Raw genomic sequence first — 23,939 nt, forward strand, 5'->3', positions numbered from 1 at the left:
CGATGCCTAACCGAAGTACCGACATGCTGTTCCAGCTTATTAAGTCGCTTGAAAAAGGCGAAAAACGTAATTTTAAATTATATGTAAAACGGAATGCATCGGGTGAAGATTTGAAAATAGTGCAGTTATTTGATGCTTTGGATAAGATGAAAGATTATGATGAAGGGCAGTTACTGCAAAAAAATCCCGGTATCAAAAAACAACAACTTTCCAATATTAAGGCACATTTATACCGCGAACTATTATCAAGCCTGCGGTTGATTCAACAGGCGGATAATATTGATATGTACGCTCATGAACAGTTAGATTTTGCCCGGATATTATACAACAAAGGGCTTTACCTGCAAAGTTTAAAACTGCTTGAAAAATTAAAAGAAACGGCAGCCACTCAACAGCAACATGCCTATCAGTTGCTGGCCATTCAATTCGAGAAGAAAATTGAATCAATGCACATTACCCGAAGTATGGAAAACCGGGCAGAGGCATTGAGTGCAGAATCTGATGCGGTTCATCAACAACTTTATTTAACCGGCAAACTATCTAACCTGGCATTGGAGTTGTATAGTTGGTATATTCAAAATGGCCATGCCAGAGATAAAAGAGATGTGCATGCGGTTAAAGTTTTTTTTGAATCCAATTTACCTGCCTGTAATGCAGCGCAACTTGGGTTTTATGAAAAATTATACCTCTATCAATCATATTGCTGGTATGGGTTTATTCTGCAAGATTTGCTGATGTACTATCGCTATACCCAAAAATGGGTATCATTATTCGAAGAAAATGAATACATGAAACGCATTGAAACCGGCCAGTATATTCGCGGTATGCATAATTTACTGGGCGCCCAGTTTAATTTAAATAATTTTGAAAAATTTAATGAGTATCTGGCCCGGTTTGAAGCTTTTGCGACATCACCTTTAGGAAATATTAATGATAATGTTCGCATACAGACTTTTGTGTATTTAAATACGGCTCGCATCAACAAACATTTTTTAGAAGGTACTTTTACAGAAGGGTTACTACTGGTACCGGAAATCATTCAGCATTTAGAAGAATATCGCCTGCATTTAGACCGCCACCGCACATTGGTGTTTTATTATAAAATTGCCTGTTTATATTTTGGCAGCGGCGATAATGAGCAGGCTATTGATTATTTAAATAAAATTATTAATTGGAAAGTTGATTTACGAACCGACTTGCAATGCTATGCCCGCCTGCTGCACCTGATTGCACACTACGAATTAGGCAATGATAGTTTGTTGGAATATCTGATAAAATCGGTATACCGGTTCATGGCAAAAATGAAAAATTTAAGTACGGTTGAAGAAGAGATATTTAAATTTATCCGAAAATCTTTTTCACTTTCGCCACAAAAATTATTACCGGCATTTAAAAGTTTAAAAGAAAAATTAGAACAATTAGAAGGCCATCCGTTAGAAAGTCGCTCATTTATGTATTTGGATATTATAGGGTGGCTCGAAAGCAAAATTGAAGGGGTTCCGGTGCAGGAGGTTAGGCGCAAAAAATTTTTGCAGGGCAGAAAAACTCCTGCCTCATTAAAACACAAAAATAATTCTGTTTACAAAACCAATAACGATGCCCAATAAGGAAGAATTTAGTGCGCTTTTTACTTATGCTACCGAAGGAATTATTGTAGTAAATGAGCAAGGTAAATTAACCATGGCCAATCCTGCTGCTGAGCGTTTGTTTGGTTATGAACCCGGCACTTTATTGCACACGCAGTTGGAGCAACTGATTCCCAAAAGGTATGAACACACGCATCACCATTACCGAACCAAGTATTCTCAAAATCCGCATGCCCGTAATATGGGTATTGGTATGGATTTATATGCATTACGAAAAGATGGTTCTGAGTTTCCGGTAGAAGTGAGTTTAAGCCCCTTTAAAACAGCAGAAGGCAATTTTGTAATTGCATTTATTATTGACAATACTTTACGCAAACAAACGGAGGCCACTTTGCGTAAACAAAAAGAGGAGTTAGAAAAATTAACTGCTGAATTAGAAAAAAGGGTACGCCACCGAACGTTAATTTTAGAAGAAGCGTTACATGAATTAGAGCATTCCAGAGCGGAACTGAGCCAGTTACTAGAAAAAGAAAAAGAAGTGAATGAATTAAAATCACGCTTTGTTTCTATGGCATCGCATGAATTCAGAACTCCATTGGCGACCATTTTATCCTCACTCAATTTAGTTGAAAAATATGGCACTTTAAACGACAGGGAAAATCAGCAAAGACATATCATGCGCATTAAAACGGCCATCAATCACATGACAGATATTTTAAATGATATGCTCTCCATCAGTAAAATTGAAGAAGGAAAAATTATCATTCAAAAAGACTGGATTAACTTGACCCAGTGTTCTCAACACATTATTCAGGAAATTCGGCCCATTCTGAAAACCGGACAACAAATACATTTTCAGCATCAAGGGCAGGAGCTGGGATATATTGATCAAAACATTTTTACTACCATCATCATGAATTTGCTTTCCAATGCCATTAAATTTTCACCTGCAAAAACGAATATTTATTTGTCATTATCCATTACCGATTCAGCCATGACAATTGTTGTAAAAGATGAAGGCATGGGCATACCCGAAGAAGATCAACCCAATTTATTTGGCCGTTTTTTCAGGGCTCAAAATGCCACCAATATTCAGGGTACGGGTTTAGGTTTGAATATCATTGCAAGATATGTAGAATTAATGCAAGGTAATATTACCTTTAAGAGCCAAATAGAACATGGAACCACATTTACCATTATTATACCAAATACTATAGAAAATGAGTAAAAAAATTTTATTGATTGAAGATAACCCCGATATGCGGGAAAATACAGCTGAAATTTTGCAATTGGCTAATTATACAGTTAAAACTGCAAAAAATGGAAAAGAAGGTGTTGCTTTGGCAGAGGAAGAACATTTTGATTTAATAATATGTGATATTATGATGCCGGTTTTAGATGGGTATGGCGTTTTACACCTGCTTTCTAAAAATAAAAAAACCAGTGCCATACCCTTCATTTTTTTAACAGCCAAGGCCGAGCGAACTGATTTTAGAAAAGGCATGGAAATGGGAGCCGATGATTATTTAACCAAACCCTTCGATGATATTGAATTGTTAAATGCCATTGAAAGTCGGTTAAGAAAATCTGATTTAATTAAACAGGAATATGCCAATAATGTAGAGGGGTTAAACAGTTTTATTCAAACAGCAAGGGGGTTTGATAGTTTAAAAAGGTTATCAGAAGAGAATGAATTACGCTCTTATAAAAGGAAAGAAGAAATTTATAAAGAAGGAAGTTTTCCAAAAGGGCTTTATTTATTAGTAAGTGGTAAAATAAAAACCTGTAAAACCAACGATGATGGAAAAGAATTAATTACCGGCCTGTATAAAGATGGTGATTATTTTGGGTATATAGCTTTGTTGGAGGATGCAAAGCACGCAGATAGTGCAGTTGTGCTGGAAGAAGCACAGGTTTGTATGGTACCTAAGGCAGATTTTTATGAACTGGTGTATAAAAATGCAGAGGTTTCCAGAAAATTCATTCAAATGCTTTCTAATCAGGTACAACAACGGGAAGCGCAGTTGTTGAAATTGGCTTACAATTCAGCCCGTAAAAAAGTAGCCGATGCATTATTAACATTACAGGAAAAATATCAACAAAAACCTGGCGAGAACTTTAGTATGCAAATTTCAAGAGAAGATTTGGCAAACATAGCCGGCATTGCTACGGAAAGCACCATCAGAACCCTCAGCGATTTAAAAGATGAAAAATTGATCGAAATTCAATCCAGTAAAATTACCATTTTAAATTATCCCAAATTATTGGCTTTGCGAAATTAAGCGGTTTATGAGGGTTTGTTTCGCTCATTCATTTGTCTGGTAATTAATTCACCCTGGGTGTTTTGTTCTTCCAAAGTCCAATCATCTGTAATAGAGGTTTCAATCCAAACTTTACCAGATTTTCGCAGAATAATGGGTTCAAGTCCATATTGCTGTACAAATTGGTGTTCCAGTTCGGCAACAGTCATTTCAGGATAAATGGTGATTGGGGCAGCATCCGGAGCAATTTTATACGCAAGCAGGGTTGTATGTTCATCAAAAGGTTGTTTCACTGATATATTTCTGGATGTTGCTCCTTCAGTTTGTGCTTTTGTAAGCATTAAACGTAAAAAGGGGAACATTGCATTAAACTCCGACTGCAGGGTTTGAATATTTTTGTTATCGTTAATGGTTAGGTTCATGCTAAATGGACTCAAAAACAAAAATATCCTGATGAATTGGCTTAAATACTGATTTTCATCATGTTTACGGCTTTATACTTCATAATCCCGATAAAAAGTGTAGAAAAAATTGTGGATACTAAATTTTCTAATAAAAAATGTGGCACCTATGCAAGCAGTAATTTAAAAAAGGAGATTTTTGCCACATTTAATTGTCAAAATCTTTCAAAACCAAATTTTTAAGGGTTTCTTTTTTCTATTTAAAAAGCAGTCCTTACCTTTGCCCCCTTAATGATTTTGAAGTATTCCAATTTTTTTTACATAAAAAATTAACGCCGTAGTGGGTAAATGCAGTCTGCATGGCTGTTTTGTCCGCTTTTTTTATTGTAGAATGGGGTATTTCGACGTCTGGAATTAAATAAATTGCAAATAGTACTATGGCCATCAAAAGAGACAATCGTCCGAAATCAACCTTTTCAACCATTACCATTAGTCTTGCTTCTCCGGATTCAATTCTGGAAAAAAGTTTTGGTGAAGTATTAAAGCCCGAAACCATTAACTATCGTACCTATAAACCTGAAAGAGATGGTTTATTTTGCGAAAGAATTTTTGGGCCGGTAAAAGATTATGAGTGCGCCTGCGGAAAATACAAGCGTATTCGATATAAAGGTATTGTATGCGACAGATGTGGAGTAGAAGTAACCGAGAAAAAAGTACGCCGCGAACGTATGGGCCACATTAAATTAGTGGTACCTGTAGTGCATATCTGGTATTTTAAAAGTTTACCCAATAAAATTGGTTATTTGTTGGGAATGAGTTCTAAAAAGTTAGAAAGTATTGTTTATTATGAAAGATATGTGGTAATTCAGGGAGGTATTAAAGAAAGTCTTTCTGCAGGCGATTTGTTATCTGAGGAAGAATATTTAGATATTATTGATGCATTGCCCAAAGAAAATCAAATGCTGCCTGATGAAGATCCCAATAAATTCATTGCTAAAATGGGCGCTGAGGCAGTAAGTGATTTATTGGCGCGCTTAGATTTAGATGAATTAAGTTTTTCGCTCCGCAATGCTGCCGCCAATGAAACATCGCAACAAAGAAAAGCCGATGCTTTAAAAAGATTGAGTGTTGTAGAAGCATTCAGAGATGCCAATTCAAGAATTAACAACCGCCCCGAGTGGATGGTGATGCAATATATACCTGTCATACCTCCCGAATTAAGGCCATTGGTGCCTTTGGATGGTGGTCGTTTTGCATCTTCCGATTTAAATGATTTATATCGTCGTGTTATTATCCGTAACAACCGGTTAAAAAGATTATTGGAAATTAAAGCACCTGAAGTAATTCTTCGTAATGAAAAAAGAATGCTGCAGGAAGCCATTGACTCACTTTTTGATAATAGCCGAAAATCTAATGCCGTTAAAGCAGAAGGAGGCCGTGCTTTAAAATCATTGAGTGATGTTTTAAAAGGTAAACAAGGTCGTTTTCGCCAAAACTTATTGGGTAAGCGTGTTGACTATTCCGGACGTTCTGTAATTGTGGTAGGTCCCGAATTAAAAATGCATGAATGTGGTTTGCCGAAAGATATGGCAGCCGAATTATTCAAACCATTTATTATTCGTAAGCTAATAGAAAGAGGCATTGTTAAAACGGTAAAATCCGCTAAAAAATTAGTAGATAAGAAAGAAGCTATTATTTGGGATATTCTTGAAAATATACTAAAAGGCCACCCGGTTTTGTTGAACAGGGCCCCTACATTACACCGTTTATCCATTCAGGCCTTCCAGCCTCGTTTGGTTGAAGGAAAAGCCATTCAGTTGCATCCATTGGTAACATCTGCTTTCAACGCCGACTTTGATGGTGACCAAATGGCTGTGCACGTTCCATTAAGTAGCGCTGCTATTCTGGAAGCACAATTATTAATGCTCTCATCTCACAATATTTTAAACCCTCAAAATGGTACTGCCATTACCCTTCCATCTCAGGACATGGTGCTTGGTTTGTACTACATCACAAAAGGTAAAAAGAGCACAGAAACTGAAATTGTAAAAGGTGAAGGAAAAACTTTTTACAACATGGATGAAGTAATTATTGCATACAACGAAAAACGTGTTGACTTACATGCCAATATTAAACTACGAACCCATGTTCGCAATGCAGATGGTAAATTAGAAAAGAAAATTATCGATACTACCGTTGGTCGTGTTTTATTCAATCAGTTTGTACCGGAAGAGGTAGGTTACATTAATGCGTTATTAACCAAAAAAAGCCTGCGGGAAATTATTGGTAATATCATTAAAATAACAAATATTCCAAAAACAGCTAAGTTTCTGGATGATATTAAAACACTTGGTTTCCGCATGGCCTTTAAAGGAGGTTTAAGCTTTAGTGTAAACGACCTGATTGTACCTGAAATAAGAGACCAGTTGTTGGAAAGTGCCAAAGCCGAAGTAGATGAGGTGCGTGAAAGTTATAATATGGGTTTAATTACCAATAACGAACGCTATAACCAGGTAATTGATATTTGGGGCCGTGTAGATATGCGGATTACTGAAACCCTTATTCGTGAAATGGCTACTGATAAGCAAGGATTTAATTCTGTTTTCATGATGCTTGATTCCGGTGCCCGTGGTTCAAAAACACAGGTAAAACAGTTGGTGGGTATTCGTGGATTGATGGCAAAACCCCGTAAAAGTGGCAGCTCAGGTAGTGAAGTTATTGAAAACCCCATTCTGTCTAACTTTAAAGGAGGTTTGAACGTATTAGACTACTTCATTTCTACCCATGGTGCCCGTAAAGGTTTAGCCGATACTGCTCTTAAAACTGCTGATGCCGGTTACTTGACCCGCAGATTAGTTGACGTGGCGCAGGATGTGGTAATAGCTGAAGATGATTGCGGAACTTTAAGAGGTATATCAATCAGTGCATTAAAAGATAATGAAGATATTATTGAACCATTATCAGATAGAATTGAAGGTAGAACCTCGTTACACGATGTGTTGCATCCTGTTACTGAAGAATTGATTATAAAAGCAGGCGAAGAAATTAGCCATGATGTGGCCAAACAAATTGAAGATTCCGGAATAGACAGCGTAGAAATTCGCTCCGTATTAACCTGCGAGGCTAAGAAAGGCGTATGTGTACGATGCTACGGTAAAAACCTGGCAACAGGTTACATTGCACAACGTGGCGATTCTGTAGGTATCATTGCTGCCCAGTCAATTGGTGAACCCGGTACACAGTTAACCCTTCGTACGTTCCACGTAGGTGGTGTTGCGGGTAGCTCATCCATTGAATCTTCTTTATTGGCAAAATTTGATGGTACCGTTCGTTTTGATGGTTTAAGAACAGTAAGCACTTTAAACAATGAAGGAAATAAAGTGAATATTGTAATTGGACGTACCGGCGAAATGCGTTTAATGGATGAAAAAAATGATCGTTTACTCATTACCAACAATATACCTTATGGTTCTACTTTAATGGTAAAAGATGGTCAGCAGGTGAAAAAAGGTGAAGTTATTTGTACTTGGGATCCATTTAACAACGTAATTGTTGCCGAACAAAATGGAGTAATTAAATTCGAAAATATTATTGATGGTTACACTTATCGGGATGAAGCCGACGAACAAACCGGCCACCGCGAAAAAGTGGTTATTGAATCGAAAGATAAAACCAAAATTCCTACCATTATTGTAGAAGGTAAAGATACGCGTCAATACAATTTACCTGTTGGTAGCCATATTTCAATAGAAGAAGGCGAAGAGGTAAAAGCAGGTCAGGTGCTGGTAAAAATACCACGTGTATTAGGGAAATTAAGAGATATTACCGGTGGTTTGCCAAGGGTAACCGAATTATTCGAAGCAAGAAATCCGGGAAACCCTGCAATTGTTTGTGAAATAGACGGAGTGGTAGCATTTGGTAACGTAAAACGCGGTAACCGTGAAATCATTGTAGAAGCAAAAGATGGTATTGTAAAGAAATATCTGGTACCATTAACCCGCCAGATTTTAGTACAGGATGGCGACTTTGTAAAAGCAGGCGCACCTCTTTCTGACGGACAAATTGCACCCTATGATATTTTAACCATCAAAGGACCATTTGCAGTTCAGGAATACATTGTAAATGAAATTCAGGAAGTATATCGTTTACAAGGTGTGGATATTAATGATAAACACATTGAAGTAATCGTTCGCCAAATGATGAAGAAAGTAGAAATTGTAGATGCAGGTGATACGAAGTTCTTAGAAGAAGACTTAGAAGACAGGTTTGAATTTATTGAAGAAAATGACCGCATCTTCGATAAGAAAGTAGTTACAGATCCGGGTGAAAGTACCAAATTAAGAGCTGGACAAATTGTTACACTGCGTGAATTGAGAGAAGAAAACTCTATCCTTCGCCGTGCAGATAAAAAGTTGGTGGAGGTACGCGATGCAAAACCAGCCACTGCTACACCGGTATTATTAGGTATTACCAAAGCCTCTCTGGGCGTGAAGAGTTGGATTTCAGCTGCTTCATTCCAGGAAACCACCAAAGTTTTAAGTCAGGCTGCCATTCAGGGTAAAACCGATTTAATGATTGGTTTGAAAGAAAACGTAATTACCGGTCATTTAATACCTGCCGGTACCGGACAGCGCGAATTTGAAAATTTAATAGTGGGTAGTAAAGAAGACTTTGATGTATTAGCTACCGCAAGAGAAGCTATGAATTTTGATGAGGATGAATAAACTTTATCTAATTCATTATCGGTTTCTGTAATTTATATATAATAAGCCTGTAATTTTTGAGATGATTCAATATTGCAGGCTTTTTTGTTCGTTAAATCCTAATTAATTTTTAAAAGTAACTGCTAATTTTCTTGAATATTTTAATTGCCTGTATATTCGTTGCAATTTCTGTAGAAATGCATTTATGGAATGCCCCTACAATTATTTTCCGGCATTATTATGCACATTTGATGAAAAAATTAACTTAATTAAAATTTTAATATGAAAAATGTTCTACTTATCATTAATGCTATTTTAGTACTTGCAGTTGCTTATTTATTGTATGCACATTTTACTGAAAAAAATCATCTTGTAACAACTGTTTCAAATTCAAATACAGCCGTACCCGCCAATGGTTTTAAAATAGCTTATTTTGAAATGGATTCATTGCAAAATCAATATGTTCTATTGAAAGAAGTAAGAAGTGCATTAATGGCCAAAGATCAGGAAATGGGCAAAGAATTATCGGGTTTAGAGAATTCATTACGCAATAAATACCAGGATTTACAAAAAAATGGGAACGCATTAAGCCAGGCCGAGATAGCAAGCAGGCAACAGGAAATTATGGATTTAGATAAAAATCTTAAAAACAAGCGGCAGGTAATGGAACAGGAAATGCAGGATGAAAGTTTCAAGAAATTACAGGATGTAAAAAAACGAATTGAAGATTACCTGAAAGAGTATAATCAAAGTAAAGGTTATGCATATATTTTTTCGAATGTACCTGATATGATGTATTATAAAGATACAGCTTATAATATAACTGCTGATATTGTAAAAGGATTGAATGAACAATATCGTCAGAAAAAATAATTTTTACCATCAAATCATTATCTTCAAGTCCCAAATGCAATAAGGGACTTTTTTTATGAGTACAACCTCCTTTAAACCCTCTTTAGGCTTATTAGATGCTACCATGATTGTAGCCGGTAGTATGATTGGTTCCGGTATTTTTATTGTGAGTGCAGATATTACCCGAAATGTAGGTTCTGCCGGATGGTTAATTGTTGTTTGGTTACTGACCGGGTTAATGACTTTAATTGCTGCAGTAAGTTATGGTGAGTTAAGTGGTATGTTCCCAAAGGCGGGCGGGCAATATGTTTATCTAAAAGAAGCCTACAACCCTTTAATAGGATTCCTGTACGGATGGAGTTTTTTTGCCATTATTCAAACAGGTACCATTGCAGCCGTTGGGGTGGCATTTGCCAAATTCACGGCTTATCTTATTCCGCAGGTAGGTGATGATATAGTGTTATTTAGCATCGGTTCATTACATATTTCTCCCGCACAAATTTTATCAATTGCCATCATTGTACTTTTAACTTATATCAATACCCGTGGCATTAAAAGCGGCAAATTCATTCAAACAACTTTTACCTTAACCAAATTATTGAGTTTGTTTGGTTTAATTGTTTTTGGATGGATGGCCTTACAACCTGAAGTTTGGCACAAGAACTGGACTGAAAATGCATGGCATTTGCAACGCCTCAACAAAGATGGTTCATACCAATCTTACGGAATGGCCGCTGCAATGGGTGCCATAGCCGCAGCCATGGTAGGCTCTATTTTTAGTAGTGATGCCTGGAACAATGTAACCTTTATTGCGGGGGAAATTAAAAACCCTAAACGGAACATAGGTTTAAGCCTGTTTCTTGGAACTTTGTTGGTAACCATCGTTTATGTGTCTACCAATATTGTTTACACCGGATTATTGCCCATGCAAAGCATTGCCTCAGCAGCAAACGATCGGGTTGCTGTAGCTGCCTCACATGTTATTTTCGGTAATATAGGAACTATCATTATTGCAGTGATGATTATGATTTCAACTTTTGGTTGTAATAACGGATTAATTTTGGCAGGTGCAAGAGTTTATTATACAATGGCCAATGATGGTTTGTTTTTTAAACAAACAGCACGGCTAAACAAAAAAGCCGTTCCCGAATTTGCATTATGGATACAATGTGCTATGGCTTCTATACTATGCTTAAGCGGAAAGTATGGCGATTTATTAGATATGGTTTCTTTTGTTGTTGTAATTTTTTATGTGTTAACCATTATCGGCATTTTCATTCTCAGAAAAAAAATGCCTGCGGCAGAAAGGCCTTACCGTGCATTTGGTTACCCGGTTTTACCTGTATTATATATCATAATGGGATTAACTTTTTGTACACTATTAATTATTTATAAATCAGAATATACCTGGCCGGGATTAATTTTTGCACTCTTAGGTATTCCTTTGTATTATCTTGCACTCGCAACAAAGTCAAAGCATCAATAAATGAATTTCGAAGCACTATTTCATCGTTTTACAGAAATTAAAGTAGCCGTAATTGGCGATATAATGTTAGATAGTTATTGGTGGGGTCATGTAGATCGTATTTCTCCTGAAGCACCGGTACCTGTTGTAGCATTAGATAAAAGAGAATTGCGTATTGGTGGTGCTGGTAATGTAGCTTTAAATACCATTTCTCTGGGTGCACCCACCACAATTTTATCTGTAATTGGCAATGATGATGATGGCAAACTGTTAACCGGTTTGCTCAGTCAAAATGGGATTGATACCGGTTTTATTATAACAGCACCTAATCGGGTTACCACCAATAAAACCAGAATTATGAGCCGTAACCAGCAAATGCTGCGGTTAGATTGCGAGGTAGCTACTGATATTGATGAAACAACTGAAAATGCTTTATTGCATAATGTAGAGCAATACTTTATGCAGCATCAACCCAATGTGCTCATTTTTGAAGATTACAACAAAGGAGTACTTACTCCAAAAATTATTCAAAAAACAATTGCACTTTGTAAGCAGTATAATGTGCTTACAGCAGTAGATCCTAAAAAGAAAAACTTCTTATCCTTCAAAGGGGTAGATATTTTTAAACCTAATTTAAAAGAGGTAAAAGAAGGGCTTAACCTATTGTTGGAAGAAGTGAACCAATCTGTTTTGGAGAAAATACATGCCGAATTAGCCAATATTTTAGCACACAAAATTTCACTGGTTACACTTTCCGAAAAAGGGGTTTTTTATCAATATGGGAATGAATCTAAAATTATTCCTACACATGTGCGCAACATTGCAGATGTTAGCGGTGCCGGCGATACCGTAATTGCTGTAGCCTCGCTGGTATATGCAGCAACCCGTCAAATTGCACTGGCAGCTGACATGGCAAATATTGCCGGTGGGTTGGTTTGTGAAGAAGTGGGTACCGCTGCTATTCAAAAAGAAAAATTATTGAAAGAATGCAACATCCTGCTTTCATAGCTTTGTTCAACAAACTGGCAAATACATTGCATGTTCTTCATCATTCTGTAAATATATTTCAAAATTTTACTTCGTTGATTTGTATAATTTCGGGTTGAAATTCTACAAGCATGTCAATTTACGCATTGGTAATACATGGGGGTGCCGGCACTATTCTAAAAGAAGATATGACCCCCGAATTAGAACAGGCTTATGAAGATGGACTGGCTGCAGCATTGGAGGCTGGTTATGCAGTACTTGAAAATGGCGGCAGTGCTATTAATGCGGTTAAAGCCGCCATCGTTTTATTAGAAGACAATGTTTTGTTTAATGCAGGAAGAGGTGCGGTTTTTACAAAGAAAGGCGTTCAGGAAATGGATGCAGCCATCATGGATGGCACTACTTTAAATGCCGGTGCTGTTGCGGGTGTACGTAATGTAAGAAATCCGATAGTACTTGCCACTGAAGTAATGCAGCATAGCAATCATGTTTTTTTAAGTGGAAAGGGCGCTAACGATTTTGCGATTAAACAAGGTGTTAAATTAGAACCCGATGAATATTTTTTCTCCCCCTTTCGGTATGAACAATGGAAGGCCATTCGAGATAGTGATAACTACTCTTTAGATCATACCAACCATCATTTAGAAGAATTGTTAAGAGATAAGAAATTTGGTACCGTTGGTGCAGTAGCTTGTGATGCCAATGGCAATATTGCTGCTGCTACCAGTACAGGTGGAATGACTAATAAAAAATATGGTCGCATTGGCGATAGTCCTGTTGTTGGTGCAGGAACTTACGCCAATAATGCAACCTGTGGTATTAGTTGCACTGGGCATGGAGAATTGTTTATTCGTGCAGTTGCTGCACATGATGTAAGTTGTTTAATGGAATACAAAGGCTTTTCGCTTCAGGAAGCCATGCATGAAGTGGTGCATAAAAAATTAGTAGCCATGAAAGGAGAGGGAGGGATGATTGGTGTGGATGCTCACGGCAATATAGCCATGGAATTTAACAGTGCAGGTATGTACAGGGCAGCTAAAAACAGTAAAGGATTTTATGAGTTAGCTATTTATGCTTAAAATAGCAATACTTTTTCTAATCACTGCTACATTTGTATTTTAATGATTAATATTTCATGGAAAAAATTGCAGTGATTGTAGCCGGTGGTTCAGGTGTTCGAATGGGATCGCATTTACCCAAACAGTTTTTATTGCTCAATAACCAGCCAATTCTGTTGTATACCCTGCAAACTTTTTTTGCCGCTTTTGAAGATATGCATGTGATTTTGGTTTTACCGGCTGCTTATTTTGAAGCAGGAGAAACAATGATCCGTTCCTTGCCTCAATACCAACGGATACAAATTGTTGCAGGTGGCGATACCAGGTTTCATTCTGTACAATCAGGCTTAGCAGCAATTTCATCGAAAACAGATGCGGTTATTTTTGTACATGATGGAGTGCGCTGCTTATTGAGTACAAAACTTATTCAGCAATGTTATCATCAGGCCATAGAAAAAGGAAGCGCCATTCCTGCCATTAAAGCTACTGATAGTATAAGGCAACTCAAAGGCCAAACTTCTATCCCCATTAATAGAGATGAAATATATTTAATGCAAACACCTCAAACTTTTAAAAGCAGTATTTTATTGCCGGCATTTCAAATGCCTTACCAAGCTTCGTTTACTGATGAGGCAATTGTTGTAGAGCACTCCGGCGTTTCCGTACATTTAATTGAAGGGGAATACCAAAACATAAAAATTACAAGGCCCATTGATTTATTAATTGCGCAGAAATTTTTAGAAGATCCATCATTGTTTTAAATACCTGAAAAGCAGGGGTAGTTGGTTAATGTGTAGTTGTAAATAGGGGTGATGGTCGGGATGAAAATTTTTATAGAAAGCCTGAATACCCTTTTGAGAAGAGCCTTCAAAATCAAATAACAATGCTTTTCCGGCAAACTCATGAATACATTGATCTAATAAATAATGATTGGCACTCAGTTTACGGCCAGCTTCGGTTGTAAAATTCATGATATTATAAATTCTGTTGCAGTCTTTCAGAAAAATGGCTCCCGCAACTAATACTCCATTAGCAGCATTCACACCTCGTACAAAAAAATATGACTGCATTTCGTTTTGCATTAAAAGTGTTGCAAAAGCAGTGATATCTTGCTGCTTCAAATGCATGGCAGGGTGATAAAGCTGGTAGAAATGATTTAATATCAATTGCGCATGGGTTTTGTCGTGGTACACCAACTGATTGCTGTAAGCTTTCATCAGATTCCTTTTCAAATCTCCTGAGTAATTGGCTGCAATTTGGCTGTAATCAGCCTTTAAGTTCAGCACAAAATTATCCCGAACCTGAATAGTGCAATTTTGAATGTTGGGCAGCGGGTGATAAAAAGGAATAAATAAATTGCCATATTTAAATTCTTTCAGAACCCATTTTAAAAGTTCATGAATAGGATAGGTGTTGTAATTTTTTTCAAATAAACCCAATTGTTGAATAAAGTTTGGTTGATAACAGTAAGCAATACCGCATTTTCTTTTGAAGGGCACCGGCATTACGGCTTCATAATTATTGAGTACAAAACCCACCCATTGCGGGCAAAGTGCATTTAAGTACCGGGTATAAGCATAAATAAGCGGGGTGTGCGATTGGGCTATGCATACATCCCATTTTTTAGTATTAATTGCATGAGCGGGTATTATTTGAAATTCATTGTTCATGCATAAAATTTCGTTGCTTATTTTCCTTTGCCCAAAATAATAATGAGAAATGTTTTTAGAATAATTCCTGCATCCAACAAAAAGGATCTTTTTTGTACATATATTAAATCATATTGGGCACGTTCTACCATTTCATGGATGTTAGATGCATATCCAAATTCAATCATACCCAAAGAAGTAAGACCGGGTTCTACCAAAAATAAAGCGGCATAATCCGGTATAATTTCTATCAGTTGGCTGGTATAAAATTGCCTTTCGGGTCTTGGTCCTACCAACGACATATCTCCCTTAAGGATATTCCATAACTGCGGAATTTCATCTAAGCGCCATTTGCGCATAATTTTTCCCCATGGGGTAATGCGTTTGTCATCATCTGAAGAAAGCTGTGGGCCGTTTTTTTCAGCATCTGCATACATACTTCTAAACTTATAAATGGTAAATGGAATGCCTTTGTAACCAATTCTTTCCTGCAAATAAAAAATGTTTCCGGGTGAAGAAAGTTTGGTTCTGATAATAATAAAAATAATGAGAGGGGCCAATACAACTAATGCGGACAAAGAAAGTATGATATCAGTAAATCTTTTAACAGCATTGTACAACAAACTTTTGGTTTGTCGTCTTTGTACATTTTCTTTAGTTCGTGCAAGCTTTTTTATTTCCAAAGTCTTATAAAACATTGGCGCACATTTAAGATATGGCAATATTATTACTATTAATTTTTGTAAGTATTTGGTGTGCAACTTCCAGCGCCAGTAAACCATCAATTTCACTCACTAAAGTAGGTGTATTGTTTTTAATTGCATCAACAAAACTTTGCAATTCAAGTTGAATGGCGTTGGCAGGCTCAATTTCCGGATTCGATACAGCGATTGTTTTGGTACCATTGGGGGTTTCTATATCAAATGAAAAGCTATTGTTGTCTTCCGGTTGTTTCAAGGTTATAATTTCGGTTTTCTTTTCCAGAAAGTCGATACCATAATAGGCATCTTTTTGAAACAAGCGTATTTTTCGCATTTTTTTCATGCTAATACGGCTGCTGGTTAAATTGGCAACACATCCATTGTTAAATTCAATGCGCACATTGGCAATATCGGGTGTATCAGTCATAACGGCCACACCACTGGCATAAATATTTTTCACACCACTTTTCACTAAGCTTAAAATAATATCTATATCATGTATCATTAAATCCAGAATAACACTCACCTCTGTTCCTCTGGGGTTAAATTGTGCCAGCCGATGCACTTCAATGAACATTGGGTTCAGCTTTAAATCTTTAATTGCCAGAAATGCGGGGTTAAATCGTTCAACATGGCCTACCTGTAATTTAATGTTGGCTTCTTTCACTGTATTTACCAAACTTTTTGCTTCCTGAATAGTATGGGTAAAAGGTTTTTCTACAAATACATGTTTTCCCTTTCTAATGGCCGACATACAAATTTCAAAATGTTTATCGGTGGGTACTACTACATCAATAATATCGCAGGCATCCATTAATTTATCTTCATCTAAAAAACGTTTTAAGCCATAATGATTGGCAACTTCTTTGGCTGCATCGTTATTGGGATCAAAAAAGCCAACCAATTTAACATCTTTTATTTCTTTCCAGTTATTTAAATGGTATTTACCTAAATGGCCAACGCCAAATACACCTACTTTCAACATGCTTTTCAGGTTTTAGCGGATAAAGATAATTGATATGAGTATTTTTTAGTGTTATTGTGCAAATAAAAATAAATGAATGATAAGATAGGTTGTGATTTAAGGTATTATATTTTATTATAATGTAAAACAATAAAATGAGAGTGGATATATTAATAGCAAAATGAGGGGCTTAGATTTGCATAAACGAGCGTTTTCTCCATCCCTTCTTCCTTTACCGAGTAAAAAGAGGCTGCGAAACACTTTTAAGACAACCTCTTTTTCCGGCATAGTGCCAGAACAGGAATCGAACTAATGTTAAAAGTCTTTACTGGTATTGATTTTCATCGATTTTATATTATTTGAGGTACAATAGAGGTACAAAATTATTGAGAAAGAAAAGTTTAAGAATTTTTGAAGGAATACTACCTTCCATTCTTTTGTTGTTGTGTTATTCTTTATTCTATAGAATTGTTTTACAAATTGTACCTGAATCATTCCGTCAAAATATTTTAGAGCATAAGGACGTTTCTATTGCATGTTAAGTTATACTAATTTTCACTTTCTACAAATTTGAAATGTAATAGACTTCTTTAAAGGTTGATGAAAATGGATTTTCGTTTTCCATTTCAGATGCACCCCCCTTCACGGCTAAACGTTTTCCCCCTTTAAGTTTGACGGGGTGGTTTTTTAGTTGTTACCCAACTATTTGATACACAAGTTTATTGCTGGCCATCAATACCGTTTTATTGGTTTCTAAACACCATTTTTTACCTACTTATGCTGCTACAAAAAAAACTGTATACTATTTTGCCATCCTCTTTCAAAATAAAACATTTATAATCAATTAGTTATAAAAAAATAATCAACTTTTATTATATTTTTTTTTGGTTGAATCACTTTTATTCATATTTATTATTATTTTAGGGTAAAAATGGGTGTATAGGTTTTGAGTGAATGGTTACATTATTAGTATTCATATAGTGAGAAGATGTAAAAAATAAAAAATCAAATAGTTGGCTTTACGAAAGCGTTTAAAAATATATATGTATTTCGCAAAAGTGATATAATACTTTGAAAATCAATACAACAATATTTTTCAACCTAATAAAGCGGAACGCCTAAATATTCGTAAATAAGTGAGTTGGCAGAAATAATTGGATACACCTCTAAGCCAAGAGTGCGTTAAATCATAGAGAGTGACAACAAAAAATGACAACTGCCGACGGCGGAAAATTCTGGAACAGCGCCTAATCTGAAGGTAAGAATAATTATTAAAAGTTTCATTTATGAAAAAAAATACTCTATTGTGTATCTTAATTTTTACGATTATATCATCATGTAGTAAGAAAGGTGTAAATATTAAAGATGATAATATTTACTCTAAAACATTTGTAAAAACAGTTAGTAAACCGATGACGGATCAAGAAAAAATTATTGCTTATAGTTCTGACAAAGACTATAAGTTTATTATTAGTAACAGTTTGGAGGTTATTAATAAACTGATAAATTCAAAAGTAGATTTAGCAAAAGTTAACTTTTCTGATTTGCCAACTGTTTTGAAAATTCTAAACATGAGTAAACAAGAATATTTAGAAAAGGCAATTAAAGTAAAAAATGCTGCAGCACGATTTATATTAAGGTATAACATTAATGATCAGGGAGATAATCATTTTTGCACCTCATGTGAAGTATCGGATTTGCAAAAGGCAAGTACTGTCGGTAAGATGTTAAGTAGTTTCCAGAAAAATAAAGTTACTTACACTGAATTCACAAATCGATTGACATATGATTTTTCTAAAAATGTATCTAATAGTATATCAACAAATAGTTTAGTTGCAACTATGGCAGTTTCATCGAATCCATGTAGTAATTGGGTGTATGCGTGTATAACTCTTTGTGCACTTACAGCAGAAACAGGACCAGTTTATTTTCTTTGTTGTGCTTATTGTATTCACGCTGAGTGTCCTGGACTCAAATAATATTAATTATATAATATGGGAAATAATCAATTTATATTAATCGGAATTTATGTTATTGCAGTATGGGTTATATTTCGGTGGATAAACAAAAAATATCTTTCCAAAACAAAATACGCAAGAGCATTTAGGTACTTTTTTTTACCATTTCTATTTATTGCTTTTTTCATAAACAAAGCAATAACAGAAATAAAAAATAATGAGTACATTTCAATTTATTTTATATTCTTCATGTGTATCTATTTTTTTTATAAATTTTATAAAGAAATAAGAAAACACTAAAAATAAATGAAATAAAAATTGTTAAGTCAGTATCTTCTTTTTAAAAGCGAGTATTGACTTTATTTATAACTTCTGCCAACAAAAGTATTTGCAAAAGCAGGGGCTGGACATTGAAACATCAGCTATGTGCAAGCATCAGCAGCTGTTCGTGCTCGACGTTCAATGTTCAGCTTTAGTTCATAACTTCAATAACATATTTTCAAATGTTCATTTGTACCGGGCTGGACAATCAATGAATTCCATGCCTTCGCAAATACTCGAACGTTGCATAAGCTTGCATAGCCTTCAAGATTTAACGAATACTATGAGTTTGTTCAAAGACCTGGCCGGATTGATCAAAACCGGCCAGGTGTGCTTTACGAAAGAATAAAAAAAGCAATATGTATTTCGCAAAAATGGGATGATTGATTGAGAATCAATAGAAATATCTATTCATTTTTTAACAAGAAAATCTTGGAAAAATTCGTATATTTTTGAGTTGCATGCCATTAATTGACAGCCCTCAAATTGACAAACATTCTATAACTTAAACAATAAAACTAAACCATGGAGACAAAAGCCCTAATAAACTTAAAGGAAGGCACGGTAGAACTTGTCGGTTCAGAAGAGTTTGTTTCTAAATACTTGGACATTTTTAAGGATAAACTTGATTCAAAAAAAGCAGCTGCAAAAAAGGAAGTGATTGATGATATGGAAGATGAAGAAACCGAAACGAAACAAGATGAGGAAAAAATAAAAGGGAAAAAGGAAAAGAAAGTCAGCAAGCCAACGAAAGCAAAAAACATTGCTATTGAAAAATTTGATATACACAAAGACAAAGACAATCCATCTTTAGAAGATTTTTTGAAAGAAAAAAATCCAGGTAAAACCACAGCAAATGTTATTGCCGTAATTGGCTACTACATCACAGTTCTTAAAGGTGCTGAATATTTTTCAGAAGGAAATATTGACTATGCTTATCGTACACTCTCTATTCCTAAACGACCAAACCACCTTCGACAAATTATTATCAATGCTAAAAATGATAAAGACTTTTTTGAGCCGGGCGAAGAAGGTAAATGGAGGTTAGCAAGAACAGGAGAAATATTCGTAGATGAAAAATTACCACCGAAAAGCTAATGGTACTAAAAATATCTGAATTACTAGACAAAGTTGAAGGGTTTGAAAACTTGACTCAAAAAGAACAAGTTAAACTAATGAGTTTTTTCTTTTGTGTCGAACATCAAGTGGACAGTTTTCTTCCTTCACAAATAAGAAGTTGCTTCGAAAATGAAAGTCTTAGAGTTCCTGCAAACGTAAATAATGAAGTAAAGAAACTTACTGATGAAAAGCCTCCGACCTTTGTTAAAAAAGGAAGTGGATATACTTTTGAAAGAAATGCAAGGAAGAGCCTAGAATCTGTTTATTTAGGAAGTACTCACAAACAAATCATTTCAACTACGTTAAGAGACCTTATTCCAAAATTAAAAAGCAAAGAGCAACAATCCTTTTTAGAAGAAGCTATTAGTTGTTTCGAAATAAAATCATTTCGGGCAGCCATAGTGACGACTTGGCTTTTAACTATGGACACAATTTATGAATTTGTATTAGCTAAAAAATTATCAGAATTTAATAATGCAATTCAGACACATGGAAAATACAAGAAAATTGTAGTTTCAATTAAGGACAACTTTTCCGACATTAAAGAGTCTGACTTTATTGAATTGCTTCGTGTCGCAAAAATTGTTTCAAACGATACAAGAAAAATATTAGACGAAAAACTTGACTTTAGAAACACATGTGCCCATCCAAATACTGTCGTAATAAAAGAAACAAAAGCTATTTCCTTTATTGAGGATATTATTGAAAATGTTGTAATGAAATTTTAACGGCATGCAACAAAAGTATTTGCAAAAGCAGGGTTGGACATTGTAACATCAGCTATGTGCAGGGATCAGCAGCGGTTCGGGCTCGACTTTCAATGTTCAGCTTTAGTTCTTAACTTCAACAACATATTTTAAATGGGCATTTGTACCGGGCTGGACAATCAATGAATTCCCTGCCTTCGCAAATACTCGAACGTTAGCTGTCATTGTAAGGACAACCAGCATCAAATAATAGTGATATAAAAAATTTAGTATAAATAAAATTTGTAAATTGTTCTTTATTTTCTAACACTTAAAATTTAAACGTATGTTAACAACACTTTTAAGCATTTGGGGTATCTTATCAGCAATTCTTTCAATTGTTGCTGGTATTTTTGCCTTAATTGACGCAACAAAGTAAACTAGAAAGGAGATGGGTTTTCAAAAAGCCCATCTCTTAATTTTCAATACTTCGGTAGTTTTTTAAGGTTGAGAAGGATTGGATATGGATAACAAATTTGGAGGGGAAAAGATGTTAACAGTAGAGTAATAGAAAGGAAAAAGGCGGTAAACTGTTTTGTGAAGAACAACATAACCGCCTTTAATAAAGCGAAGCGCTTTATCGATGCAAGTATAGAACAAGTAAAAGGAATAACCAAACCGCAGCAAAAATTTCTGCATTGGGTTTTTGAGAAATGGGTGATGCTTCCTGTTCGTCACAACTTTTTGAATCTGTTTCGGTATGGCGGCGGAGGGTATGCAGAAAAGAGTATTCGTCAGCAGTTTAACCGGAAGATTAATTTCAGTAGCTGGTTTGAGGGATCGATGAACGGGCTGAAGGGTAAAGAATGCATAGCGGCATTCGATCCATCCTATATTAGGAAGAGCGGTAAAAAGACCTATGGTAAAGACCGGTTTTGGAGTGGCAAGGATCAACGGGCAAAGCCTGGACTGGAAATAGGCTGCCTGGCACTGGTGGATGTAGGGGATTCAACGGCGTATAGTATAGAGGCGGTTCAAACGCCGGCGGGTATGAAGAGCCAATTGGTGGCTCATTATGTGGGTATAATAAAGAAGAATCTGAGGGCAGTATTGTGCTACACGAAGTACCTGGCGGTGGATGGGTACTTTATGAAGAAGACCTTTATTGACCCGGTACTGTTGTTGCGGTTGGAAGTAATTACGCGGATGCGCCCCGATGCCAATTTGCTGTACCTGTATAATGGCCCTCAAAATCCGGGCAGAGGCAGAAAGCGGAGCTATGCGGGAAAGGTAAATGTGAAGAAAATAGATAAGCGTAAATGGAAGCGCTGCTATAAGGATGAGGATATGGAGGGATTTGAGTTGAAAGTTTGGTGTGTGGCACTGAAGCGTATCGTAAAAGTGATACATCTGGAAAGCAAGGCCCGGAAAGGGTATGTAATTCTGTTAAGTACAGACACGGAATTGCAAGGTGAAAAAATTATCCGATATTATCAGTTACGGTTCCAGATCGAGTTTTTGATACGGGATGCCAAACAATATACCGGTCTGGAAGAATGCCAGGCCCGATCAGAAACGAAATTGTATAACCATTTTAATTTATCACTCATGACGGTTTCATTAATGAAGTACAGTTGCTGGGCGAACTTACCTGACAAAAACGAAACGCCCTTTTCTATGCGAAGCATCAAAATCTGGTTCTATAATAAGTACCTGACAGAAACTATTTTTTCAAACTTAGGTCTGGATCTGAAGTATAATAAAATAAGAAAGCTATACGGCCGGTGCCTGAATATAGGCGCTATGGCTGCTTAATTAACTACCGGACTATTGAATTTTAAAATTTAAAAAAATGAAAAAAGAAACTATTTTATTGTTATCATTTGTATTTCTTAATTCATGTATGAATCTGAAATATCAAATTTCTACAAACTCTAATGACAAGAAATTAATCAAAACTTCTTATGTGTTATTTGATTTTTCTACACAAGCAAATAGAGATGATTTCTTTATATCTAAATTATTATTGGCACTAAAGGAAAATAATATTAATATATTAGATACGCTCACTATAACACCACTTTCGTTTATTACTAAAGAAGAAATTGAGGCAAAAATCAATCATACGAATTCGGATGCCATAATAAAAGTAACGCCACTAAAATCTATTGTAAAAAATACAAAATATGGTTATGGTCTCAATAGCATTAGTTACTTAATTGAAGTGAAAAATTCAATTATCTCTCCTTCAACGAGGAAATGCATAATATCCATTAAACACCCTGACAACTTTGGAAATATACAGACAAAATTAACTGAAGCAATTAAAACTTTATTTCAATGAAACAGATAATTTTTTTTATACTACTCAATTTTGCAAATACCATAGCAATGAGTCAAACAGATAAGAAGGTATTTTTAAAAGAGCAAGGGAATCATTCTTTAAAAAACAGGAATTATGATGAAGCAATTAACTATTATCTGCAATCATTAGCTATTGATGCAAATTATACAGATGCTATTTATAATTTGGGAATTGCATATGCCAAAAAAGAAGATTGGGATAAATCTATTTATTATTTCACAAAATATATTGAAAGAGATAAAAATTATAAAGAGGCGTGGTATAATCGAGGGTTTGCTTATACTAATAAAGGAATGTTTAGAGAGGCTTTAAACGATTACAAACAGGCTTTAATTATTGACCCTCATTTTTATAAAGCAAAATATAATTATGAATACATCTCACGAAAAATCAATAAACAATGACCAAAAAAATAACACCAATAATCAATGCTTTGACAATCTTTACTATAATTGGCTGCGTCTTCGATTTGTATAGTAGCATTAAAGAGTATGTATCTGGCGATGAAAGTATTGAAGAAATAAAAACAGCTATTGAACAGACGGGCAAAAATTCATTTTTAAATAACATATACAATGAAAGAACATTAGAATTTGCAACTATTGCATTTCAAAATAAATTTCCAATTCTTTTAATAAATATAGTTGCTATTATTCTTTGTTTCTATGGTGCATTAAAAATGCGAAAAATGAAAAAAGATGGATTTTATTTTTGGTTAATTGGTGAAATTTTACCGACAATTGGTATTTCAATTATAACTGATTTTATGATTTTTCGCACTATTTATTTTATAGCACTCATTTTTCCATTAATATTTATAATTTTTTATTCCTTACAATTAAAATACTTAGACAAATAACTTG

At 35.3% G+C, this 23,939-nt stretch carries 20 protein-coding genes; 16 read left to right on the forward strand and 4 right to left on the reverse strand.

Translation table 11 applies throughout. The features are described from left to right. Window positions 1-2 precede the first annotated feature (2 nt). The 3 genes from AC3QLY_RS09910 to AC3QLY_RS09920 are packed head-to-tail and all read left to right on the forward strand — an operon-like array spanning window position 3 to window position 3,868. Window positions 3-1,607, forward strand: a complete 1,605-nt coding sequence (locus tag AC3QLY_RS09910) for a hypothetical protein (protein ID WP_492989709.1) — start codon at window positions 3-5, stop codon at window positions 1,605-1,607. Beyond that, complete coding sequence (locus AC3QLY_RS09915; protein ID WP_074419979.1) at window positions 1,597-2,814, forward strand: PAS domain-containing sensor histidine kinase; 1,218 nt, start codon at window positions 1,597-1,599, stop codon at window positions 2,812-2,814. Before AC3QLY_RS09910 ends, AC3QLY_RS09915 begins: the two co-directional genes overlap by 11 nt. Beyond that, window positions 2,807-3,868, forward strand: coding sequence for a response regulator (locus AC3QLY_RS09920; RefSeq protein ID WP_074419978.1), 1,062 nt, complete (start codon window positions 2,807-2,809; stop codon window positions 3,866-3,868). The genes AC3QLY_RS09915 and AC3QLY_RS09920 overlap by 8 nt, the downstream gene beginning before the upstream one ends. 5 nt (window positions 3,869-3,873) lie before the next feature. Here AC3QLY_RS09920 and AC3QLY_RS09925 read toward each other — a convergent pair whose 3' ends face one another. After that, window positions 3,874-4,284, reverse strand: coding sequence for a hypothetical protein (locus AC3QLY_RS09925; protein WP_218331201.1), 411 nt, complete (start codon window positions 4,282-4,284; stop codon window positions 3,874-3,876). 401 nt (window positions 4,285-4,685) lie between these two features. On the opposite strand from AC3QLY_RS09925, the gene rpoC reads away from it, so the two are divergent. The 6 genes from rpoC to AC3QLY_RS09955 all read left to right on the forward strand — a co-directional run bounded on the left by rpoC (window position 4,686) and on the right by AC3QLY_RS09955 (window position 14,074). Beyond that, complete coding sequence (gene rpoC / locus AC3QLY_RS09930; protein ID WP_074419976.1) at window positions 4,686-8,972, forward strand: DNA-directed RNA polymerase subunit beta'; 4,287 nt, start codon at window positions 4,686-4,688, stop codon at window positions 8,970-8,972. Between the two features lie 261 nt (window positions 8,973-9,233). Then, entirely contained in the window at window positions 9,234-9,824 is a 591-nt protein-coding gene (locus tag AC3QLY_RS09935) for an OmpH/Skp family outer membrane protein (protein WP_074418275.1), read from the forward strand. A gap of 55 nt (window positions 9,825-9,879) precedes the next feature. Further along, window positions 9,880-11,289 (forward strand): APC family permease, encoded by a 1,410-nt coding sequence (locus tag AC3QLY_RS09940; RefSeq protein ID WP_074418274.1) that lies wholly within the window; start codon window positions 9,880-9,882, stop codon window positions 11,287-11,289. Further along, complete coding sequence (locus AC3QLY_RS09945) at window positions 11,290-12,276, forward strand: bifunctional heptose 7-phosphate kinase/heptose 1-phosphate adenyltransferase (protein WP_074418273.1); 987 nt, start codon at window positions 11,290-11,292, stop codon at window positions 12,274-12,276. A 110-nt stretch (window positions 12,277-12,386) separates the two neighbouring features. Continuing rightward, window positions 12,387-13,334 carry an isoaspartyl peptidase/L-asparaginase family protein gene (locus tag AC3QLY_RS09950; RefSeq protein WP_074418272.1) on the forward strand — a complete coding sequence of 316 codons (948 nt, stop codon included), beginning with the start codon at window positions 12,387-12,389 and terminating at the stop codon, window positions 13,332-13,334. 56 nt (window positions 13,335-13,390) lie between these two features. Beyond that, a complete protein-coding gene (locus AC3QLY_RS09955) occupies window positions 13,391-14,074 on the forward strand; it encodes a 2-C-methyl-D-erythritol 4-phosphate cytidylyltransferase (RefSeq protein WP_074419974.1) in 684 nt (227 codons plus the stop codon). Here the strand turns inward: AC3QLY_RS09955 and AC3QLY_RS09960 are convergent. The 3 genes from AC3QLY_RS09960 to AC3QLY_RS09970 are packed head-to-tail and all read right to left on the reverse strand — an operon-like array spanning window position 14,063 to window position 16,648. Further along, window positions 14,063-14,983: a hypothetical protein gene (locus tag AC3QLY_RS09960; RefSeq protein WP_074418270.1), complete on the reverse strand. Its 921-nt coding sequence runs from the start codon at window positions 14,981-14,983 to the stop codon at window positions 14,063-14,065. The two genes, AC3QLY_RS09955 and AC3QLY_RS09960, sit on opposite strands and share 12 nt — an antisense overlap. A gap of 17 nt (window positions 14,984-15,000) precedes the next feature. Beyond that, window positions 15,001-15,660, reverse strand: coding sequence for a sugar transferase (locus AC3QLY_RS09965; RefSeq protein WP_074419972.1), 660 nt, complete (start codon window positions 15,658-15,660; stop codon window positions 15,001-15,003). Window positions 15,661-15,670: 10 nt separating this feature from the next. Next, entirely contained in the window at window positions 15,671-16,648 is a 978-nt protein-coding gene (locus AC3QLY_RS09970; protein ID WP_074419971.1) for a Gfo/Idh/MocA family protein, read from the reverse strand. Between the two features lie 1,265 nt (window positions 16,649-17,913). On the opposite strand from AC3QLY_RS09970, the gene AC3QLY_RS09975 reads away from it, so the two are divergent. From AC3QLY_RS09975 to AC3QLY_RS10005, 7 genes are all read left to right on the forward strand, one after another. Then, window positions 17,914-18,606, forward strand: a complete 693-nt coding sequence (locus tag AC3QLY_RS09975; protein ID WP_074421299.1) for a hypothetical protein — start codon at window positions 17,914-17,916, stop codon at window positions 18,604-18,606. 825 nt (window positions 18,607-19,431) lie between these two features. Then, a complete protein-coding gene (locus AC3QLY_RS09980) occupies window positions 19,432-20,004 on the forward strand; it encodes a hypothetical protein (protein ID WP_074421298.1) in 573 nt (190 codons plus the stop codon). Further along, window positions 20,004-20,753 (forward strand): hypothetical protein, encoded by a 750-nt coding sequence (locus AC3QLY_RS09985; protein ID WP_081301454.1) that lies wholly within the window; start codon window positions 20,004-20,006, stop codon window positions 20,751-20,753. The genes AC3QLY_RS09980 and AC3QLY_RS09985 overlap by 1 nt, the downstream gene beginning before the upstream one ends. Before the next feature lie 555 nt (window positions 20,754-21,308). Further along, window positions 21,309-22,526 carry a transposase gene (locus AC3QLY_RS09990; RefSeq protein WP_074421225.1) on the forward strand — a complete coding sequence of 406 codons (1,218 nt, stop codon included), beginning with the start codon at window positions 21,309-21,311 and terminating at the stop codon, window positions 22,524-22,526. A gap of 37 nt (window positions 22,527-22,563) precedes the next feature. Further along, window positions 22,564-23,055 (forward strand): hypothetical protein, encoded by a 492-nt coding sequence (locus AC3QLY_RS09995; RefSeq protein ID WP_143439665.1) that lies wholly within the window; start codon window positions 22,564-22,566, stop codon window positions 23,053-23,055. Further along, window positions 23,052-23,480 (forward strand): tetratricopeptide repeat protein, encoded by a 429-nt coding sequence (locus tag AC3QLY_RS10000; protein ID WP_074421227.1) that lies wholly within the window; start codon window positions 23,052-23,054, stop codon window positions 23,478-23,480. The genes AC3QLY_RS09995 and AC3QLY_RS10000 overlap by 4 nt, the downstream gene beginning before the upstream one ends. Beyond that, window positions 23,477-23,935 (forward strand): hypothetical protein, encoded by a 459-nt coding sequence (locus AC3QLY_RS10005; protein WP_074421228.1) that lies wholly within the window; start codon window positions 23,477-23,479, stop codon window positions 23,933-23,935. Before AC3QLY_RS10000 ends, AC3QLY_RS10005 begins: the two co-directional genes overlap by 4 nt. The last annotated feature ends 4 nt before the right edge of the window (window positions 23,936-23,939 follow it).

It is taken from the genome of Hydrotalea sp. GW822-HT8A01 (genome assembly GCF_058798575.1).

Coding starts and splice junctions, on each gene's coding strand:
- AC3QLY_RS09910 (WP_492989709.1), top strand. CDS start 3: ATGCCTAACCGAAGTACCGACATGCTGTTCCAGCTTATTAAGTCGCTT.
- AC3QLY_RS09915 (WP_074419979.1), top strand. CDS start 1,597: ATGCCCAATAAGGAAGAATTTAGTGCGCTTTTTACTTATGCTACCGAA.
- AC3QLY_RS09920 (WP_074419978.1), top strand. CDS start 2,807: ATGAGTAAAAAAATTTTATTGATTGAAGATAACCCCGATATGCGGGAA.
- rpoC (WP_074419976.1), top strand. CDS start 4,686: ATGGCCATCAAAAGAGACAATCGTCCGAAATCAACCTTTTCAACCATT.
- AC3QLY_RS09935 (WP_074418275.1), top strand. CDS start 9,234: ATGAAAAATGTTCTACTTATCATTAATGCTATTTTAGTACTTGCAGTT.
- AC3QLY_RS09940 (WP_074418274.1), top strand. CDS start 9,880: ATGAGTACAACCTCCTTTAAACCCTCTTTAGGCTTATTAGATGCTACC.
- AC3QLY_RS09945 (WP_074418273.1), top strand. CDS start 11,290: ATGAATTTCGAAGCACTATTTCATCGTTTTACAGAAATTAAAGTAGCC.
- AC3QLY_RS09950 (WP_074418272.1), top strand. CDS start 12,387: ATGTCAATTTACGCATTGGTAATACATGGGGGTGCCGGCACTATTCTA.
- AC3QLY_RS09955 (WP_074419974.1), top strand. CDS start 13,391: ATGGAAAAAATTGCAGTGATTGTAGCCGGTGGTTCAGGTGTTCGAATG.
- AC3QLY_RS09960 (WP_074418270.1), bottom strand. CDS start 14,983: ATGAACAATGAATTTCAAATAATACCCGCTCATGCAATTAATACTAAA.
- AC3QLY_RS09965 (WP_074419972.1), bottom strand. CDS start 15,660: ATGTTTTATAAGACTTTGGAAATAAAAAAGCTTGCACGAACTAAAGAA.
- AC3QLY_RS09970 (WP_074419971.1), bottom strand. CDS start 16,648: ATGTTGAAAGTAGGTGTATTTGGCGTTGGCCATTTAGGTAAATACCAT.
- AC3QLY_RS09975 (WP_074421299.1), top strand. CDS start 17,914: ATGAAAAAAAATACTCTATTGTGTATCTTAATTTTTACGATTATATCA.
- AC3QLY_RS09980 (WP_074421298.1), top strand. CDS start 19,432: ATGGAGACAAAAGCCCTAATAAACTTAAAGGAAGGCACGGTAGAACTT.
- AC3QLY_RS09985 (WP_081301454.1), top strand. CDS start 20,004: ATGGTACTAAAAATATCTGAATTACTAGACAAAGTTGAAGGGTTTGAA.
- AC3QLY_RS09995 (WP_143439665.1), top strand. CDS start 22,564: ATGAAAAAAGAAACTATTTTATTGTTATCATTTGTATTTCTTAATTCA.
- AC3QLY_RS10000 (WP_074421227.1), top strand. CDS start 23,052: ATGAAACAGATAATTTTTTTTATACTACTCAATTTTGCAAATACCATA.
- AC3QLY_RS10005 (WP_074421228.1), top strand. CDS start 23,477: ATGACCAAAAAAATAACACCAATAATCAATGCTTTGACAATCTTTACT.